Here is a 17,449-nt window from a genome sequence, read left to right on the forward strand (position 1 = left end):
CTCGTGCTCGTCCGGCGGCGAGGAGCGCGCCTGGACGCGGCGTTGCACGCCCAGCTTGGCCGGCAGCCGTGAGATGTGGTTCTTGACGGTCTTCTCCGACAGGCACAGCTTCTTGCCGAACTCGCGGTTGGTCAGACCGTCGCCGATCAGCGCGAGAATGTCGCGTTCTCGGGGCGAGAGGCTGGCCGGTTCCGGAGGCAGCGACGGCACCTCTGCCGGGGCGGCTCGCAGGGAGCGCATAAGCCGGGCGGTCGTCGCCGGGTCCAGCATTGATTGCCCGAGGCGACGGTACGCACCGCCGACACGAGGTCGGAGCCCTTGATCTGCTTCAGCACGTATCCTCACGCCCCGGCCATGATGGCGTCCAGGAGGGCCTCCTCGTCGTCGAAGGAGGTCAGCATCGGGCACGCCAGTTCCGGCATCCGGTCGCGCAACTCGCGGCAGACCGTGATGCCGTCGCCGTCGGGCAGGCGGACGTCGAGCAGAGGGTCGGTCGGTCCCCGAAGGGGCCGTGTGGCCCCTGATGCGGCATGGCGCCGCGGCACCACGCTGATGGCGGAACCCTTGCACCGGGAGGTGGGGACCATGTCCCGCATGCACCGGGAGGTGGAGACCATGTCCCGCACCGTCACCGTCGGCGTCGACGACTCGCCCGAAAGCCGGGCCGCAGCCGGGTGGGCGGCGCGAGAAGCGCTGCTTCGCGCGCTGCCGCTGAAGATCGTGCTCGTCCGCGAGCCGGCGCCCGCGCGCCTCGCCCAGACCCCGCTGTACGACCCCGAGGTCTACCGGCGCTGGGCCGAGCGGACGGCACGCGAGTCGGCGGAGGGCATCCGGCTTCGCCACCCCGGCATCGAGGTGACCAGTGAGCAGCTCACGGGGGCCGCGGCCGACGCGCTGTGCGAGGCGGCGGGCTTCGCCGAGTTGCTGGTGCTCGGCTCGCGGGGCCTCGGTGGACTCGGCGGGTTCGTGGTCGGCTCGGTGAGTCTTGCCGTCGTGGCCCGCGCCGAGCGCCCGGTGGTCCTCGTCCGTGCGGGGGAGCAGGCCGCCGACGAGCACAGGATGGACCCGGCCGGTGTGCCGACCGCCGCGGCGCCCTTCCGGCCCGTCGTGCTCGGCCTGGACATCGCCGAGCCGGACGACACTCTGCTGGAGTTCGCCTTCGACGCCGCGGCGCGCCGCAAAGCCCCCCTCAGGGCCGTCCACGCCTGGCCGGACCCGACGATCTCTTTCCATGGAGTCGCCGGTGGCGCCGGGTTCTACGCCTCGCTCGAGCGTGGGCAGGCCGCCCTCCTGAGCAAGGTGCTGCATCCCTGGCGGCAGAAGTTCCCGGACGTCGAGGTCATCGAGGCGAGCCGGTGCGGCAGCGCCGCCCAGGTCCTCGTCAACGACTCCCGGGACGCCTCCCTGGTGGTCGTCGGCCGGCGTATCCGCACCGGCTCCTTCGGTGCGCACATCGGCCCTGTCACCCACTCCGCCCTGCACCACATCGCCGCCCCCGTGGCGGTCGTCGCGCACAGCTGACCTGCCACACCGAGGGGGAGAAGCCATGAGCGCATCGGCCGCACATGCCTTCGGGGAGTCCCTGGCGGTTCCCGCGGTTTGATCGAGAAAGAGGTGACGGCCATGACCGAACAGACGAGCGCTCATGCCGGGCCGGAGGCGCCGCTGGGCGACCTGGGGCGCCGCCTGGCTACCCAGCGGGCGCGACTTGGTCTCACACGAAGTCAGGCGGCCGCCCGTGCCGGCATGGCCGTCGGCTACCTCCGGTATGTGGAAGAGTACCCCGGTGCCGCCCCCAGCTCTGGCGTGCTGCACCGGCTGGCGGAGGCGTTGGACACCACCGTGACCGAGCTGACCGGCGGCGCGGTCGACGTGCCACCGGGACCCGGACGCGCCGCCCGTGACCCCCGCCTCACCGAATTGAGCGCCGTCGAGTGCCAGGCGTTGCTGGGGTCACATGGAGTCGGGCGGCTGGCGGTTTCCACGAGCTCCGGGCCGGAGATAGTGCCGGTCAACTACAGCGTCGTGGATGGTGTGATCGTCTTCCGGACCGCTACCGGCGCCACGCCGGCGCTGGCCGACGGCCGCCAGGTGGCCTTCGAGGTCGACCGCATCGACGACGCGTTCAGCCAGGGCTGGAGCGTCCTGGTGCACGGCGTCGGGCGGGTGGTACTGAACCCACGACAGCAGCGCCGGTACGACGAGAAGGCACACAGCAAGCCATGGGCGGGCGGCCACCGTGAACGGTGGATGCGAATCGACACCGGAATGGTCACGGGACGCCGGATCACCGTGTGAGCGACTGCTGCTTCATCACGACGGAGGTGGTACGAGTGGCTCGATACTCGTACCACCTCCGCCATGTATGCAACTGCACGCCGGCCGTCAGCCGGTTGTGTTCGCCGCGCCGCCCGTCTCCCTGAGGAGGACACCGGTGACCAGCGTTCCATCGGCACCCAAGGCTGCCGGCAGCGAACACGCCGAGACCCTGAAACTGATCGCCGAACGGGCACGCGAGATCATCGGGTCGGCCCTGGCGGCCGTGGCGATACCCATGGAGGCCACCGAGTCCCTCACCGTGGAGATCGCCGTGGGCATGGACGCGGAGGCAGAGATCGTCGACCACGTGGTGGCAGTCCTCTCCGAGGCCCTCACCAACATCGCCCGCCACGTCCATGCCGACCGGGCGCAGGTCGCCCTGACGACCGACGGCAGAGAGGTCTCTCTCACGGTCGCGGACAACGGTGTGGACATTTCGCCGGACGGCCGACGCGGCGGGCTGCGCGACATCGCCGAGCGTGCGGAGCGGTTGGACGGGCGCTTCGAGGTGTCCAGCCCCGACGGGGGCGGTGCCACACTGCGCTGGTGCGTGCCCCTGCCCGGCACATGGGAAAGCGGGCATTCCACGGTGCGGGGCGGAGTCCGGCAGGTCAGCGCTGAGGGACCACATGGGCAAGGGGGCCCAGGCACGGGGCCACTCGGCCCATGTCCCGCGACCGCTCGTCGGCGCAGCCTGAAGGTGTCGTAGAACGGCACCCAGCCCCCTGGAGGACGCCATGAACGGCACTCCCACCGTCGTGAACGACGTGATGACCCGCAGGGTCGTCGCCCTGCGTACGGGGGGCGGCCTTCATCGTGCGGACGATGCAGGAGTGGCGCGTCAGTGCCCTTCCCGTGCCGGACGAGGGTGGACGCGTCGTCGGCGTCGTCTCCGAGGCCGATCTGCTGCCCAAGGAGGAGTACAGCGAGGGCGACCTGGGCCAGTCCGGGCAGGTGCCGCACATCGCGGAGGTCCGCACGTCGGACGCGGTGACCGCCGGTGAGCCGATGACCGCTCCGGCTGCCGCTGTGGACGTGCACTGTGCACTCAGCGGTCCGCCCCGCCATTCGGGCCTCGACCCGGCCTGCCGGACCCGCAACGGTCGGCCCGTGCCTGACGGAGGCCGACAGCATGCCGAAGGAGGGCGAACCGATGGTACGGACACCTCCCACGACCGTGACACGGGTGAGGCTCTGGCGCTGGCGGCACAACCCACTCAAGCGGCACAGTGACGTCATCGAGGCCTGGATCGTGCTTGTCACGTGGGCCCTGGCTCTCCTCGGAGGAGTGCTCGCGGGTGTGGTGGCGGCGCAGGCGATGCACTCGGCGTTCGCCGCCCGGCGCACTCAGGTGCACGCCGTGTCCGCCGTACTCACCGACGACGCGGCGAAGACCCCGCCCGGCGGCAGCGGGTACGACGACGGCCGGGTGTGGGCCGCCGTGCGCTGGACGGACGCGGTCGGCAAGGTGCACACCGGCCAGGCGAAGATCTTCCCGGGGTCCCCGGCGGGTAGCGTGCTCACGGTGTGGACGGACCGCACCGGCCGGATCGTCTCCCCGCCTCCCAGCGGGACGGGGGCGACGCTGCAGGTGGTTCTGACCGGCGCCCTGGTGGCTCCGCCGGCCGGTGCGACGGTCTGGGCCGGCGGCTGGCTGATCCGTACGCGGCTCCTGCGGCGGCGCCTGGACGAGTGGGACGAGGAGTGGGAGCAGGTGGGACCCGAGTGGCGGAGGCGGAGCGGGGGCAGAGACTGATCGGCAACGCCGACCGCGAGAGGTACGGCAGCAGCAGGCCCAGGGCAACGGCCGACGGCTCGGTTACACGACGGCGCAGTCTCAGGACAGAGCAGTGGCCCAGCCCCTCGGTCGAGTGAGCTGGTCGGTCGGACGCATAAACGAACGCCGATCGGGTGCGCGCTGAGGGCGTCACCCGGAGTCGGCGGCGGTAAGTCGGCAGTCCACGCCCACGACCCCTTCCACACCTCGGACGAGGCGCGCGTCCAGTGGATCCGTGCGGCGTCTCCAACGCGTCCCGTCAGTGTCGCGACGCCGTCGTTGACGATGATGTGCACGGGCTCGACCGGGACTGGGGAGAGAACGTCGACGATGTCGCGCCGGATCTCGTCCACCAGGTCGTTGTCGGGACGCGGGAACACCTTCAGCAGATCCCCGCGACCGACCACGCCTTCCAGGACGCCCTCGGCATTCACCACGGGCAGGCGTTTGAGTGCCGCAAGGCCATGATCCGCGCCGCCTCGGCGAGCGTGGCGTCTGAACGGACGGGGACAGCCGGGGTGCTCGTCAACTCCTCGGCGGACACCGCCCCGGCCTTGGCCAGGTCGGACAGCCGGCGCAGCTGGGTGAACCGGTCCGGGTCGCTTCCCGGAACTCCTCCTTCGGCAGCAGATCGGCCTCGGAGACCACCCCGATCACCCGCCCGTCGCCCTCCAGCACGGGAAGGGCACTGACCTTCCATTCTTCCATGCGTTCGACGAGGTCCTTGAGCAGGGCCTTGCGACCCACTGCGACAACGGCATGCGTCATCACGTCACTCACACGGCGCGGGCTATTCTCCATGCTTTCCTCCGAAGCCGTGCGGCCGGACGGAGCCGGAATGCGGTCAGAACAGGTCACCGCTGCCGTAGGGGGCGTACAGGTCGAGCAGCCGGACCCGGGTGGCGTGCAGCCGCTGGGCGACCACACGTCCCACCCACACCGCTATGGCCCGCCCGAACGCGGGATCCGCGGCGCACATCGCGCGCACCGCCTCGGCGTCGTACTCCCAGGCCCGCACCGGGGTCATGGCCTCGGCGCCCAGGTGCCAGAGGTACGGGGGAAAGTGCCAGGACCAGCCGACCAGTTCGCCGTGGCCGAGCGATTCGACGACGGCCGGCCGGTGGCCGGGCACGCGCAGATCGAGGGCGACGGTTCCGGTGCGGACGATCCAGAAGCGGTCGGCGTGCAGGCCCTCCTCGAACAGGCGGGTCCCGGCCTCGAAGGAGACCTCGCGGGCGAGGCTCATCAGCCGTTCGCGGTGCACGGGCTCAAGCGCCGTGCTCATGGTGGTTGCGGAGGTCATCGCACCGGCTCCCTTGATGGGCTGTCGATTGATGGGCTGTCGATCCCAGCGTGCGCGACCTCGGGAGCTGGCACCACGGGCCGCCCGGATCCGGCCGTGGGCCCTTCGGCTCATACCGCGCGGGGTGTCGCCGGGCCGCCCTGGGCCTTGTCGGGCCTCTTCGCTGGCTCCGCCGGCCGGTGCGACGCTGGACGCCCGCCGACTGGACCGGCCGAACGCCATGGTTGCTCGCGGACTCGGCGAGGCCGTCGAGGTGGCCTGGGAGGCCGCGTCTCCGGGCGCGGGCGCCGCGGGCGGCGTCAACCGGCTGTCCGGTCACCTGGTGGCGTACGCCGTCGAAGCCGCCGACACCTCTCTCGGGCCGTGGCTGACCCTACCCGTCAACGCCGTGGTGGGCGTCCTCGTGAGGCGAGAGTCGAGGACGAGATCGTCCGGCACAGGGTCGCCGCGGCGCGTGGGGCCGACGGCGCGGCCATGGCATGACTGGACGGGGAGGGCTCGTCACCCGCTTCTCGCGGATCCCGATTGCGCGGTGCGCGGCCGACGGCTGCTTCTCCGCGTCTCCTACGGGTCCTTCCCGCCGCTACCAGCACACCACCGAAACCGCCGGCCCACCAGGGCCGGTCGGCCCCGATGCGGCGGCAATCGCGAGGAGCCCGAGCACATGACAACCGCCAATCACGACTCCGTGGCCCGGCCGGCCGTAAGGCCCCGGCCCGCGCTGCTCACCTTCCTCGGCGCTGTGGGCACGGTCACCGGCAACAAGTTCCCGGTCGAGAGCGACCATGTCCGGTTCCTGGTCGACTGCGGCCTCCAGGGCCTCGCCGACCTTCGCCGACGCAACTGGCGCGGCCTGCCCTGCGACGCGGGGGGCATCGAGGCCGTCGCGATCACGCATGCCCACCTGGACCACTGCGGCTACCTGCCGCGGCTGGTCCGCCACGGCTTCCGGGGCGGGTCGTGACGAGGGAGTTCAGCGCCCGCCTCATGGAGATCGTGCTGCGCGACGGCGCGAAGCTGCGGATGGAGGCCGCTCAGCACGCCAGCGAGCACGGCTGGTCCAGACACCGGCCCGCGCAGATGGTGATGCCGATGAGGCCGGCGGCGACGATTCTGGGGAGGCTGGACGGGGCTGGTGGAGCGCTTGCGGGCGACGACATCGGCACCACTTCCTGGCATTCGGCGGGGACGCTTGCGTGTCGCCACACCGTAGGAACGCGCAGGTCAGAGGCGTATTTGGTGGGGCACCATAGTTTTGGGCGCAGGAGTGCGTGCAGCCACCACGTGACCCCGCAGTGGCTGCTGTCGGGCGGCACGCTCAGGAGCTTCACGATGCGTCCGACATCGGGTCCGACCGCCGCCGGCGCCGCTGCCGGGTAGCTGTGCGGAGTGCGTCGGTGACTTTCCGCTGTCCTCGGCCTCGGGCCCTCAACCGCATGCTGCGATACGCTGCTGTATGGCCGTCTGTGCCCGTCGGTACCTCGTGGCTCAGAGGCCCCGAAAGTGCGGTACGGCGGCCATATTGCACGGTCAGCGGGAGATCAAGTCCAACAGTGCCAGGGGACGGTTTCTTCGCGTAGGTCCGTTCTTTCCGGAGGTCGGTTTTCATGGACCTCAACACCATCACCGAAGTGATCCGGCGACCGTCCGAGCGGCCAGGGCTGGACTGGCATGAGGGCGACGCCTGGCTCGCAGGCGGGACCTGGCTCTATTCCACGGAGCAACCGGAGCTGCGCCGGCTCATCGACCTGACGGCGTTGCGTTGGGAGCCTGTTGTTCCGACGGGCGAGGGACTGGAGATCAGCGCCACATGCACCATTCGTGACCTGTACGCCTTCCCGTGGCCGGTGGGCTGGACCGCCGGAATTCTCCTGCGGAAAAGCTGTGAGGCATTCCTGTCCTCGTTCAAGGTCTGGAACGCGGCGACCGTCGGCGGAAATATCTGCATGTCCTTGCCCGCCGGCCCGATGATCACGTTGACGGTCGCGCTGGAGGCGCAGTACGAACTCTGGGCGCCCGATGGCTCTGTGCGCTTCGTCGACGCCCTCGATTTCGTCACGGGCGACCACCGCAACGTCCTCGCCCCCGGGGAGATCCTTCGGCGCGTCACCATTCCGGAGCACGCGCTGCGCAAACGCACCGCGCACCGTCGCTTCACGCTGACCCGGCTCGGTCGTTCGACGGTGTTCCTCGTCGGCACGCAACGGCTGGGAGCGGATGACCTGTTGCTCACCGTCACCGCCGGCACCACGCGGCCGGTCCGCATCGCCTTCGACCGCGTGCCCGATGTTCCAACCCTGCGGCAGAGCATCGACGCCGTCCCGGCAGACGTCTGGTTCGCCGATCCCAACGGGACCCCTGATCACCGTCGGCATCTGACACGGTACTTCGCCGAAGAGATCTGCCGCGAACTCATGGCTGGGGACCTGGCATGAGCTACATCGTCAACGGCAAGGAATTCGACCGGGAACCAGCCCCCGGCCAGTGCCTGCGCACCTTCCTGCGCGAACTCGGGCACTTCGGCGTCAAGAAGGGGTGCGACGCGGGCGACTGCGGCGCCTGCACGGTATGGCTGGACGGCGCACCGGTACACAGCTGTATCACCCCGGCGTTCCGGGCGGACGGCCGTGAGGTGACCACGATCGAGGGCCTTGGACGGCCCGGCGCCCTGCATCCCGTACAGCGGCAGTTCGAGGACGCCCCGGGGTTCCAGTGCGGATTCTGCACCGCAGGGATGATCATGACGTCGGCGGCCTTCACCGAAGACCAGAAGGCGGATCTGCCACGGGCGTTGAAGGGTAACCTCTGTCGCTGCACCGGGTACCGGGCGATCGAGGACGCCGTGAAGGGCGTCAGCGCGGTGGAGGTGCCGGCACCGGGCAAGGCCGTCGGGACGAGCGTCGGCGCGCCCGCGGGACACGACGTGGTGACGGGTCACGCCGAGTTCACCATGGACACGCATATCGACGGCATGCTGCACCTCAAGGTGCTGCACTCCCCCCACGCGCACGCCCGGATCCTCTCGATCGACAAGAGCGCCGCCCTCGCGGTGCCCGGCGTACACCGGGTCTACACCTGGGAAGACGTACCTCGCAGACGCTTCACCACAGCGATCCACACCGACCACCTGGTCGACCCGAGCGACACCTACATTCTCGACGACACCGTCCGCTTCGCCGGCCAGCGCGTCGCCGCGGTCCTGGCCGACACGGTCGGGGCGGCCGAGGAGGGCTGCCGGCGTCTCGCGGTCGAGTACGAGGTGCTGCCGGCGGTGTTCGACCCTGAGGCGGCGATGGCCGACGGCGCACCCCAGCTGCACGGCTCGGAGGATCCGTTCGTCCGCGACCCCGTCCACAACATCCTGCTCGAACTCCACTCGCACATCGGCGATGTCGACGCGGGATTCGCCGCAGCCGACGTGATCCACGAAGGCACGTACTTCACACCGCGGGTACAGCACGCGCATCTGGAGACCCATGGTTCGATCGCCTGGATGGAGGACGGCCGCCTGAACGTCCGCACCAGTTCGCAGTCACCGTCGATCGCGAAGGTCAAACTGGAGTACCTGTTCGCGCTGCGCCCGGACCAGACAAGGGTGTTCTGCAAGCGTGTCGGCGGCGGATTCGGCGGCAAGCAGGAGGTGATCGCGGAGGACCTGGTCGCGCTCGCCACCCTGGACACCGGGCGGCCCACCTGCCTCGAGTACACCCGCGAGGAGGAGTTCACCACGGCCTCGCCGCGGCATCCGATGACCCTGACGGTCAAGCTCGGCGCGCAGGCCGACGGAACGCTCACCGCCTTCCAGGTGCGCAACGTGTCGAACACCGGCGCCTACGGCAACCACGGCGGCGAAACGCTGTTCGCGGGCGGAGCCGCCGTGATGATCTACCGCTGCCCCAACAAGAAGTACGACGCGTACTCCGTCTACACGAACACCGTGCCGAGCGGGGCACTGCGCGGTTACGGGATGACACAGCCGGCGTTCGCCGTGGAGTCGGCGATGGACGAACTGGCCCGCGCCCTTCACATCGACGCGCTGGAACTGCGCCGACGCAACATCGTGCGGCCGAGTGAGCCCCTGGCCGCTCTGCACGACGGCCCCGACGACGTGATCTTCGCTGAGGACGGACTCGCCAAGTGCATCGACCTGGTGGGCGCCGCCCTGGCCCGCACGGCCGACCAGCCGCCCCCCGGTCCCGAGTGGCTCGTCGGAGCCGGCGCAGCCAGTTCCCTGCACGAGACCGCGCCCCCCACGGAACACCTCTCCGAGGCCTGGGTCACGCTGGGCGACGATCTCATCTACGAACTGGCTGTCGGGACCCCCGAGTTCGGGGAGGGAACCTCCACGGCCCATGTCCAGATCGCGGCCACCCAGCTCGGCACGACGCCGTCGCGGATCCGTCTGGTCCAGTCCGACACCGACCGCACGGGATTCGACACCGGTGCCTTCGCGAGCGCGGGCCTCTTCGTGGCGGGCAACGCGGTCCTGCGGGCGGCCAATGCCGTGCGGGACCGCATCCTGCACTTCGCGGCGGCGCACACGGGCGTCCATGTCGTGATGTGCATGATGGATGACGACGGCGTCGTCTGCGGGGAACGGCGGGTGACGCTGGCCGAACTTGTCGCGCTGGCCCGGACGCGTGGAATCCGTTTCACCGCCGCCCGTAAGGCCTACGGCTCGCCCCGGAGCGTCACCTCCAACACGCAGGGGTTCCGGGTCGCCGTGCACCGCGTGACGGGGGAGGTGCGGATCCTGTACAGCGTGCATGCGGCGGACGCCGGAGTGATCATCAACCCGGCGCAGGTCCGGGGACAGGTGGAGGGTGGTGTCGCCCAGGGAATCGGCTTCGCGCTGACCGAGAACCACCACGTCGACGAAAGCGGAGTCATGGTCAACCCGAACCTCCGGAACTACCGCATCCCCACCTACGCCGACATCCCGCGCACCGAGGTGCTCCTGGTGGGCTCGGCGGATTCGGTGGGACCCATGCGGGCCAAGGGGATGGCGGAGTGCTGTATCAACCCGGTCGCCCCCGCGCTCGCGAACGCGGTGCACGACGCCACGGGCGTCCGCTACCGTGCGCTGCCGCTGACTCCGGAACGCATATACAGCCGACTCCCTGCGGAGCGGTCGGTGTCGGCCGGTTGAGCCACCATGAACACCGAAAGGAACGTAGCAGCCGCGGCGACGGCGATCATCGGCCAGAAGGTTCTGCCCGGAATGGACCGGGAGTTCGAGTCATGGCAGGAGGGCCTCAACGCCGCGGCCGCCTACTACCCCGGCTTCCTCGGCGCCGAGGTCTCCCCGCCGACACCGCTGCAACCCGACTGGGTCGTCGTGTACCGGTTCGACTCGGTGGCGCATCTGCAGGCGTGGATCAACAGCGGGACCAGGCAGACGTATCTCGACGTCGGCGCCAAGTACTTCGACGGTCCGGCGACCCAGCAGGTGGTCAGCAGCGGCACCCGGTCACTGGATCCGCTGGTCACCGTGGTGGTCACCCACCGCGTCCACCCGAACCAGGTCGACGACTTCCTCGACTGGCAGCACCGCATGGTCCAGGAGGAGAGCAAGTTCGAGGGGTTTCGCGGGACCGAGCTCTTCCGCCCCATCGAGGGGCTGCAGGAGGAATGGACCACGCTGTACCGCTATGACAGCGCCGAGCACCTCGATGCCTGGCTGACGTCGCCCCAACGGCATGAGATTTTGGCCGAGGGCAAGAAGTTCAGCGACTTCACACTGCATACGATCGACAACTCGTTCGGCAGCTGGTTCGCCTTCGAGGGCAACGGCAAGCAGGTACCGCCGCCGCCCTCCGAGGCCAGGACCTCCCTCGCCGTCTGGGTCGGCCTGTACCCCACCGTCGTGCTGCTGACCCTGGCTCTGTCCCCGCTGCACATGCGGCTCTGGATCGGCCTGCTCGTGGGCAATCTGCTGTCGAGCTTCACCATGAGCTTCCTTACCATGCCCTACTACGTGAACCCGCTGCTCGGGCGATGGCTGCGGCCACCGCCGCACGAACCGGCGGCAAGGAGCTACCTTCGTGGCCTCGGTATCGTCGCGGTGGCGATGGCCTTCTGGGCTGTCCTCTTCTACCTCGTCACGGTCCGGTTCTGGACGCTGCCCTGACCGGCGACCACCCGGAGGTCGGCATCCGGGGGAGCGAGTACGTGTCGGCACACCGTAGAAATATGCAGGTCAGGCGCACATATGGCGGGGCACCCTGGTTCGGGGGTCGGCTATGCGCGCGGCCACTACAGGCGCAGGTCTGGGGTGCGGTGCGCGTTCGGCCCAGCAGTGTCTCCGTCTGCTCGTGGTTCAGCGGCTCCGCCCAGCGTCGTCCACGCCCAGCGTCGTCCGCGGACCGGATCGGCCGGCATCGGCGGCTGATCCGGTCCCACATCGGGTCAGTGATCACCAACCGGACGGATGGATCCGATCGACTGGCCATCCCGTCAAAGGGGCGTGCCCTAGCCGCACGTCAGCGTCGGCATGGCCCAGTCGCCGTGGTCGCTTCCGTTGCCGTCGCCGGCGTCACCGACCTTGAGGTCGACCACCTGCGCGCCGCTGACGTCGACGTCGATCGGCACCGCGGCCTGTCTGCCCCGGATCGTCGGCGTGGTGACCAAGGCCTTGCCGTCGGCGATCACGGAGAACGTCACCGTTCCCGCGCCACCTGTCTCGTCGTCGACACCGACGTCCGCCGTCATCCGCGAGCACTTTCCGGCAAGATGGAGCTCGACGTCGCTGACCGAGTTGGTGCCCAGACCCTTCGGGTAGCCGACACCGGCGACAGTGATCGGGCGGCCGTCCCCGGCCGCCTGCTCGCCCACGCTGCTGTCACGCTCCACCGGGCCCCACCCGTTGGTGGACGACAGGAACGGCAGGTCGCTCACGGCGTCCTTCCCGGCCGGCGGAGCGGGCGGGATCCCGCCGACGATGCGTTCGTCATCGCCGGCGGCCTGCCGTCCGTCCTGCCGGTAGTGCACCGTGGCGGTGAGGGCCGAGAAGGAGGGAAGGTCTCCGGTCGGCGGCCGCACCCTCCAGGTGTAGACGGCGGATCCGCCCGGGTGCAGGCGCTTGACGGACATGGGGCTCGTGGCACTCACGCTCCAGCCTTCGGGCGCGGAGAGCGAGGCCGTCAGCCGGGAGGCGGACGGTCCGTCCTTCGGCAACCGCACCGTCGCCTCGGCCGTGAAGGCCTGCCCTGACCGAGCGGTGTCCGGCACGTCCAACGTGACATCCGCTCCCGGATGCTTCGGCATCGCGTACGCCCGGCGGTTGTAGCGGGGGCTGTCGTTCTGGGCGACGCTCAGGGACGAGGCATAGCTGCCGTAGTTGGTGAGCGAGACCTTGCCGAGCCCGCCGGTGCTGCCGTCCAGGTTCCAGACAGCGAGGGCGATGCTGTTACGGCCGTTCGGATTCAGGATCCCGTTGGGCACCGGGAAGGTGCTCTGCGGGCCCAGGTAGTTGACGTAGTTGCCGACCTGCCAGCCGTTCACGAAGATCGTGGCACGGTACTTGCGTGACGGATCGTCGGTGAACGTCAGTCCGAGCGAGGTGTCCTGGCCGTGCGGCAGGTCCAGGTTGACGTCGCTGCGGTACCACGAGACCCCGGGACGGGTGTCGGTCGTCGGCAGGGACACCGGTGTCCAGTTGCCGTCCGGGTAGCCCGGCAGGGACCAGCCGGCCCGCTCGCCGTACAGGCCACCCGTCGAGAGCGGGCCGCGCACCGTGTCCCGCGGCTCCTCGCCACCCCGTACGCCCTGCAGCCGCCAGGTGACGGAAGTCAGCGGCGCCCCGACGAGGGAGGCGCCGGTCAGGCCGCGCGCGGCCTTGTTGCCGTTCGTCGCGTCGTAGTCCTCCTCGTGCCCCATGTTCACGGTGAGCACGGAGATGACGTTGTCACCCTTCGACTTCACCGACCCGGCCGGGAAGGTGAAGTCGGCGCTGCCTGCGGTGGAGCTGCCCAGGAAGGTGCCGTTGAGCCAGGCGGAGAACGCCTGCGCCTTGCCGCCCGAGTCCGAGACCAGGTGGATGCCCGTCTCCTTGCCGGTGGCGCGGAAGCGGCCGCGGTACCAGGTGTTGCCGGTGTGGAACCCGTAGTCGTCCGCGTAGAGCACCGGAAGCGAGTTGACGCCGGAGACGCTGTTGGTGGTCGTCTTGTCGGCCACCTGCCAGCTGGAGTCGTCGAAACCCGGGGCCGCTTCGGGGGATTCCTCGGCCCGCTTCCAGTTCGTCAGCGCCGGCAGACGGATCGGGGCCGCGACCGGGATCTCCCCGGTGAGGCTTGCTGTGTCGGTGGCCCCGGTCTCCAGCGCGTTGCCGTTCCAGGTGACCTGGTCGGCAGAGGTGAACACCTCGATGTTCTTGTCATCGGCGTTGTCGCCGGTGAGTGCGAGGGTGTGGCCGCCGTTGAGGCTGGTCGCCGTCCGCAGCAGGTGGGTGCCGCGCACGAGCACCGGACCGGTCGCCGTGTCCTGACGCCAGAAGGTCTCCGCTGTGGCCTTGTCGCCGATGAGCAGCAGCAGCGGGCGTCTTCCGTCGCCGCTGATGCTGATGCGGATCAGGCCCTTGTGCGTGTAGTTCAGTCGCAGGTCGCCGGTGGCCGCGTCCCAGGTGGTCGTGACCGCGCCGCCGGCGGCGGTCACGGTGGGCTTGGAGGAGTAGCGCAGCACGGTCTCGCCGTCGCTCCCGGAGTTGCCGTAGAGCAGGGCGACGTCCCGGTTGCCGATGGTCGCGTGGGTCATGATCTCCGACGTCGAGTACTGCAGCCGCGCGTCCCCGAGCCGGTAGTTCGCCACGATCACGTGCGAGTCGCGCCCGTCGAGTGTGATCGCGGTGCCCGGCTGCTGCGGCACGACCGGGTAGGTCGGCGTCGCGGTGGCGGCCGTCGGCACGTCGATGGCGTCGATGGACACGTAGTTGTCCGACGACCCCGAGCCGTGGTTCCCGTCGACGACGATCCTCAGGGTGTGCGCCCCGGTCGTCAGGCCGGTCTTCTGGAAGACCACCGCCTGGTTCTCGCCGCCGGAGTCGTCGACCGTCGCCACCTTGGTGCCGTCGAGGTAGACGTCGGCGTAGCCGTGGTTGTCGGTCTTCGACCCGATCCAGCGGACCGCGGTGCCGTCGAAGGGGACGGTGACCGAGTCACCGGCCTTGTTGGAGAACGACTCGGTGTGCTTGTAGTCGCCGCCGGTGTAGCTCTGGTCGGCCACGTGCGACCACGAGCCGGTGTACTGCAGCGCGGAGTCGGTGTCGTCCCAGGTGTAGCTGGTGTCCGCGGACGGCTGGGCGTTGAAGTCCAGCGAGACATGGGTCTTGTCGACCGCGGTGGACGTGGAGTTCCCGTGCCGCAGGACGTGGAACTGCGTCTTGCTGTCGGGATTCATCCGGGCGGTGTCGACGACCGCCGGGTCGTCCGGCGGCGCGACCTTGATCGCTTCGGTCTTCGTCAGCGGGGCGACCGACTGCGTGAAGTACCCGATCAGCTTGTCCTCGTAGTACTTCGGGTCCAGCCGGCGGTTCTCACGGATGGCGGCGCCGTAGTCGTAGGACGTGTAGTTCTCCGGCATGCCCAGCCAGCCCCAGTTGGTGCCGCCGTAGGTCATGTAGAAGCTCTGCGCGGTCGCGCCGACGGCTATGTTCTGCTTGTAGAACACGTTGGCGAACTGATCGTTGATCAGCTGGGCGCACTTGTCGTAGCCGGGCCCGCCCCAGGGGTCGAAGGCGCCGCCCTGGAACTCGGGCGAGTACAGCGGCCTGCCGGCGGGATGGTCGTAGCCGATGTCGGGGACGCCGTTCCACTTCGAGGGGCTGGAGCAGTTGAAGCCCTGCGGGTAGGAGTCCGGGCCGTCGACGTCCAGGGCGCCCGTACCGGAGTTGAAGGTCCCGTTGTTGTTGCCGGTCAGAGGTACCGTGATGCCGTCGGCGCGGGCCTTGTCCTCCAGGTGCTGCATGTAGGAGCGGCCTGCGGCCGAGCCGTTGTAGTACTCGTTCTCGACCTGGTAGGCGATGACCGACCCGGTGCCGTTGGTCAGTTGGTGGCGGGCGATGATCCGGTCGATCCGGGTCAGCCACTCGTCCGCGTACTTCAGGAACTGCGGGTCGTCACTGCGGTTGTGCCCGGCCTTGGTGGTCATCCAGCCGGGCAGGCCGCCGCTGTCGACCTCCGCGTTGATGTACGGCGCCGGGCGCGCGATCACGTAGAGCCCGGTCTCCTGGGCCATGTCGAGCAGCCTGTCGACGTCACGCACCCCGCTGAAGTCGTACACCCCGGGCTTCGGCGAGTGGTATCCCCAGTCGAAGTACAGCGAGGTGGCGTTGAAGCCGGCGGCCTTCATCTTCTGGAAGATGTCGCGCCACAGGTCCGGACTCGGGAGCCGGAAGTAGTGGAACTCGCCGGACCACAGGTAGGTGCGCTTGCCGTCGACGAGGAAGGAGTAGCCGTCGAGGCTCACCGTGTGCGCCCCCGGGCTGGTCGCGGGCGCGGCGGCGGGCGCCTGCCGACCGGCTTCTCCCGCCGTGGCGGGCGCGGTCATGCCCGTGGACAGGGCGATGGTCGCGGCCATTGCGAGGACCGCCCTCCACAACCGACGGCGGCCGGGTCTCGCAGCCTCTGAACCGATCCGATCACTCTGCACTGCGGCCTCCATACGGACTGAGCAATCAGCATCAAACAAACTCAGGCAAAGTCGAACAGTAGGGGGGTGCGAGGCACGGCACAATGGGGCGGGGCATCAAGGCCCGGCTGGCCGCTGTAGTGGGCGACGGCGCGCTCGTGCCGGGCGCGGGCGCCCTCGGCACGCGGGCGCCCGGTGTCCGTGGGCCCAGTGGTCGGCGGTGGCAGTGACGGTCGTCATTCCGGCCCTTCGCAAGCGGTCAGGCGGAAGCGTGCCTGCCCGCCTCTCCGCCGGTGCGTTGCTGAAGTTCCCACAGGAAATGGAGAACCAGTGCGGGCAGCCGCCGTGCCGTCGTGCCGGTCGTCATCTGCGCACCGGCCCGGCGCCGCGGTGCGTCGCGGTACGGGAACTCCTCGTCCTGTGTGCTGATCGCGTCGTCCGGCGTGCCGGCGTCTTCGGTGTCAGGAGTCGGTTGTTGTTGGGTGCCGGCTGAGGTCGACGTGTCCCCCCTGACGGTCGCGCCGCCGGCTTGTGAGGCTCAACGACCAGGCTCGGATTCCGGACACATGTGTCTCAGGCGGGCGTGGGACCCCGGGATCGAGCGTGCGCCGGAGCATGTGGGGTGCACCGACCCTTGCCGCGCACGGGCCGGGCTTGGAACGGCGGTGGCCGAAACGCCGAGGGTGCCCCGCCCGTGACGACTCCTAGGCGGCGCAGCGGAACAGGGCCGTCCAGAGGAAGGGCTCCCCGAAGTGCGGGGACTCGGGTGGTTCGTCGTGCATGCGGCGCAGTTCGACTTCGGTCAGGTCGGAGAAGATCCAGCGCAGGGACCCGGGACTGTAGGCGAGGCCGCCGTGAAGGCGGGCCTGGCGGTAGAGAGCCGCGTCCGGGAGTTCGGAGCCCATCCGCCCGGACGCGAAGCAGGTGAGGGCGAAATGGCCGCCGGGAGCCAGGGCGCGCTCGAGGAGGGCGAGATAGCTGATGCGGCGGTGCGGCGGCAGATGGTGGAAGCAGCCGGAATCGTAGATCAGGGCATACGGTCCGCCGAGACCGTCCGTGGTGAGGTCGAAGGCGTCGCCGCGGTGGAACCGGATGCCGGCCCCCACCGCACGGGCGCGCTCCTCGGCCCAGGCGATGGCAGCCGGAGAGAGGTCGACGGCGCAGTTCCGGCGGCGCGGTGACATGACGTCAGTGGGTGCCTGAAGAGTTCTGGAGCCGGCTTCACCCCGCTGACGGGCTCGCCGCCTCCGGGGGTGCGGAATCGGAGCCTGCGCATCCTGCCTGACCGCCGGGGGGCACGCCGGCGGTGCCTTCGGCGGGCAGCAGGTGGTGCCTTCCCGGGGCAGCGGGCAGTGCCTTCGGCAGGCATATCACCCGACCGGCCGCCGTGATGTGTCGTCGGCCCTCGGGCGCGGAAGTCTAGACTC

Annotated in this window: 13 protein-coding genes and 2 pseudogenes; 10 read left to right on the top strand and 5 right to left on the bottom strand. The window is 69.8% G+C overall.

Features of this window, described 5'->3' with window-relative positions:
• Positions 1 to 27: 27 nt before the first annotated feature.
• Positions 28 to 617 (bottom strand): annotated as a pseudogene (locus ACIP94_RS29020) (LuxR C-terminal-related transcriptional regulator); the annotation flags it as partial.
• Between ACIP94_RS29020 and ACIP94_RS29025 the strand changes: the two are divergent.
• From ACIP94_RS29025 to ACIP94_RS29045, 5 genes are all read left to right on the top strand, one after another.
• Positions 616 to 1,521 carry a universal stress protein gene (locus ACIP94_RS29025; protein WP_402432203.1) on the top strand — a complete coding sequence of 302 codons (906 nt, stop codon included), beginning with the start codon at positions 616 to 618 and terminating at the stop codon, positions 1,519 to 1,521. The pseudogene ACIP94_RS29020 and the gene ACIP94_RS29025 overlap by 2 nt on opposite strands.
• A gap of 102 nt (positions 1,522 to 1,623) precedes the next feature.
• Complete coding sequence (locus tag ACIP94_RS29030; RefSeq protein ID WP_402431924.1) at positions 1,624 to 2,298, top strand: helix-turn-helix domain-containing protein; 675 nt, start codon at positions 1,624 to 1,626, stop codon at positions 2,296 to 2,298.
• Between the two features lie 136 nt (positions 2,299 to 2,434).
• Positions 2,435 to 3,028, top strand: coding sequence for a sensor histidine kinase (locus ACIP94_RS29035; protein WP_402431927.1), 594 nt, complete (start codon positions 2,435 to 2,437; stop codon positions 3,026 to 3,028).
• Positions 3,029 to 3,144: 116 nt separating this feature from the next.
• A complete protein-coding gene (locus tag ACIP94_RS29040) occupies positions 3,145 to 3,552 on the top strand; it encodes a hypothetical protein (protein ID WP_402431929.1) in 408 nt (135 codons plus the stop codon).
• Positions 3,506 to 4,075 carry a hypothetical protein gene (locus ACIP94_RS29045; protein WP_402431932.1) on the top strand — a complete coding sequence of 190 codons (570 nt, stop codon included), beginning with the start codon at positions 3,506 to 3,508 and terminating at the stop codon, positions 4,073 to 4,075. Before ACIP94_RS29040 ends, ACIP94_RS29045 begins: the two co-directional genes overlap by 47 nt.
• 171 nt (positions 4,076 to 4,246) lie before the next feature.
• Here the strand turns inward: ACIP94_RS29045 and ACIP94_RS29050 are convergent.
• Both ACIP94_RS29050 and ACIP94_RS29055 read right to left on the bottom strand, forming a co-directional pair.
• Positions 4,247 to 4,897 (bottom strand): annotated as a pseudogene (locus tag ACIP94_RS29050) (CBS domain-containing protein).
• 43 nt (positions 4,898 to 4,940) lie between these two features.
• Positions 4,941 to 5,399, bottom strand: coding sequence for a Crp/Fnr family transcriptional regulator (locus ACIP94_RS29055; RefSeq protein WP_402431935.1), 459 nt, complete (start codon positions 5,397 to 5,399; stop codon positions 4,941 to 4,943).
• 664 nt (positions 5,400 to 6,063) lie between these two features.
• Between ACIP94_RS29055 and ACIP94_RS29060 the strand changes: the two genes are divergently transcribed.
• The 5 genes from ACIP94_RS29060 (at position 6,064) to ACIP94_RS29080 (ending at position 11,529) form a co-directional block, all read left to right on the top strand.
• The gene (locus tag ACIP94_RS29060; protein ID WP_402431938.1) at positions 6,064 to 6,363 is read left to right on the top strand and encodes an MBL fold metallo-hydrolase; all 300 of its coding nucleotides are present in this window, start codon (positions 6,064 to 6,066) and stop codon (positions 6,361 to 6,363) included.
• A 23-nt stretch (positions 6,364 to 6,386) separates the two neighbouring features.
• Complete coding sequence (locus tag ACIP94_RS29065; RefSeq protein WP_402431941.1) at positions 6,387 to 6,779, top strand: hypothetical protein; 393 nt, start codon at positions 6,387 to 6,389, stop codon at positions 6,777 to 6,779.
• Between the two features lie 227 nt (positions 6,780 to 7,006).
• Positions 7,007 to 7,834, top strand: coding sequence for an FAD binding domain-containing protein (locus tag ACIP94_RS29070; RefSeq protein ID WP_402431944.1), 828 nt, complete (start codon positions 7,007 to 7,009; stop codon positions 7,832 to 7,834).
• Positions 7,831 to 10,548: a molybdopterin-dependent oxidoreductase gene (locus ACIP94_RS29075; protein WP_402431946.1), complete on the top strand. Its 2,718-nt coding sequence runs from the start codon at positions 7,831 to 7,833 to the stop codon at positions 10,546 to 10,548. Before ACIP94_RS29070 ends, ACIP94_RS29075 begins: the two co-directional genes overlap by 4 nt.
• 6 nt (positions 10,549 to 10,554) lie before the next feature.
• On the top strand, positions 10,555 to 11,529 hold the full coding sequence (locus ACIP94_RS29080) for an antibiotic biosynthesis monooxygenase (RefSeq protein ID WP_402431949.1): 975 nt from the start codon (positions 10,555 to 10,557) through the stop codon (positions 11,527 to 11,529).
• A 341-nt stretch (positions 11,530 to 11,870) separates the two neighbouring features.
• On the opposite strand, the gene ACIP94_RS29085 is transcribed toward ACIP94_RS29080, so the two are convergent.
• Together ACIP94_RS29085 and ACIP94_RS29090 are read right to left on the bottom strand one after the other, a co-directional pair.
• Positions 11,871 to 15,971 (bottom strand): beta-galactosidase, encoded by a 4,101-nt coding sequence (locus ACIP94_RS29085; RefSeq protein WP_402431952.1) that lies wholly within the window; start codon positions 15,969 to 15,971, stop codon positions 11,871 to 11,873.
• A 755-nt stretch (positions 15,972 to 16,726) separates the two neighbouring features.
• Entirely contained in the window at positions 16,727 to 17,206 is a 480-nt protein-coding gene (locus ACIP94_RS29090) for a class I SAM-dependent methyltransferase (RefSeq protein WP_402431955.1), read from the bottom strand.
• Between the last annotated feature and the right edge of the window lie 243 nt (positions 17,207 to 17,449).

This window comes from Streptomyces sp. NPDC093261, from assembly GCF_044753645.1.
GTDB lineage: Bacteria > Actinomycetota > Actinomycetes > Streptomycetales > Streptomycetaceae > Streptomyces.

Coding starts and splice junctions, on each gene's coding strand:
- ACIP94_RS29025 (WP_402432203.1), top strand. CDS start 616: ATGTCCCGCACCGTCACCGTCGGCGTCGACGACTCGCCCGAAAGCCGG.
- ACIP94_RS29055 (WP_402431935.1), bottom strand. CDS start 5,399: ATGACCTCCGCAACCACCATGAGCACGGCGCTTGAGCCCGTGCACCGC.
- ACIP94_RS29060 (WP_402431938.1), top strand. CDS start 6,064: ATGACAACCGCCAATCACGACTCCGTGGCCCGGCCGGCCGTAAGGCCC.
- ACIP94_RS29075 (WP_402431946.1), top strand. CDS start 7,831: ATGAGCTACATCGTCAACGGCAAGGAATTCGACCGGGAACCAGCCCCC.
- ACIP94_RS29030 (WP_402431924.1), top strand. CDS start 1,624: ATGACCGAACAGACGAGCGCTCATGCCGGGCCGGAGGCGCCGCTGGGC.
- ACIP94_RS29065 (WP_402431941.1), top strand. CDS start 6,387: ATGGAGATCGTGCTGCGCGACGGCGCGAAGCTGCGGATGGAGGCCGCT.
- ACIP94_RS29085 (WP_402431952.1), bottom strand. CDS start 15,971: ATGGCCGCGACCATCGCCCTGTCCACGGGCATGACCGCGCCCGCCACG.
- ACIP94_RS29040 (WP_402431929.1), top strand. CDS start 3,145: ATGCAGGAGTGGCGCGTCAGTGCCCTTCCCGTGCCGGACGAGGGTGGA.
- ACIP94_RS29070 (WP_402431944.1), top strand. CDS start 7,007: ATGGACCTCAACACCATCACCGAAGTGATCCGGCGACCGTCCGAGCGG.
- ACIP94_RS29080 (WP_402431949.1), top strand. CDS start 10,555: ATGAACACCGAAAGGAACGTAGCAGCCGCGGCGACGGCGATCATCGGC.
- ACIP94_RS29090 (WP_402431955.1), bottom strand. CDS start 17,206: ATGTCACCGCGCCGCCGGAACTGCGCCGTCGACCTCTCTCCGGCTGCC.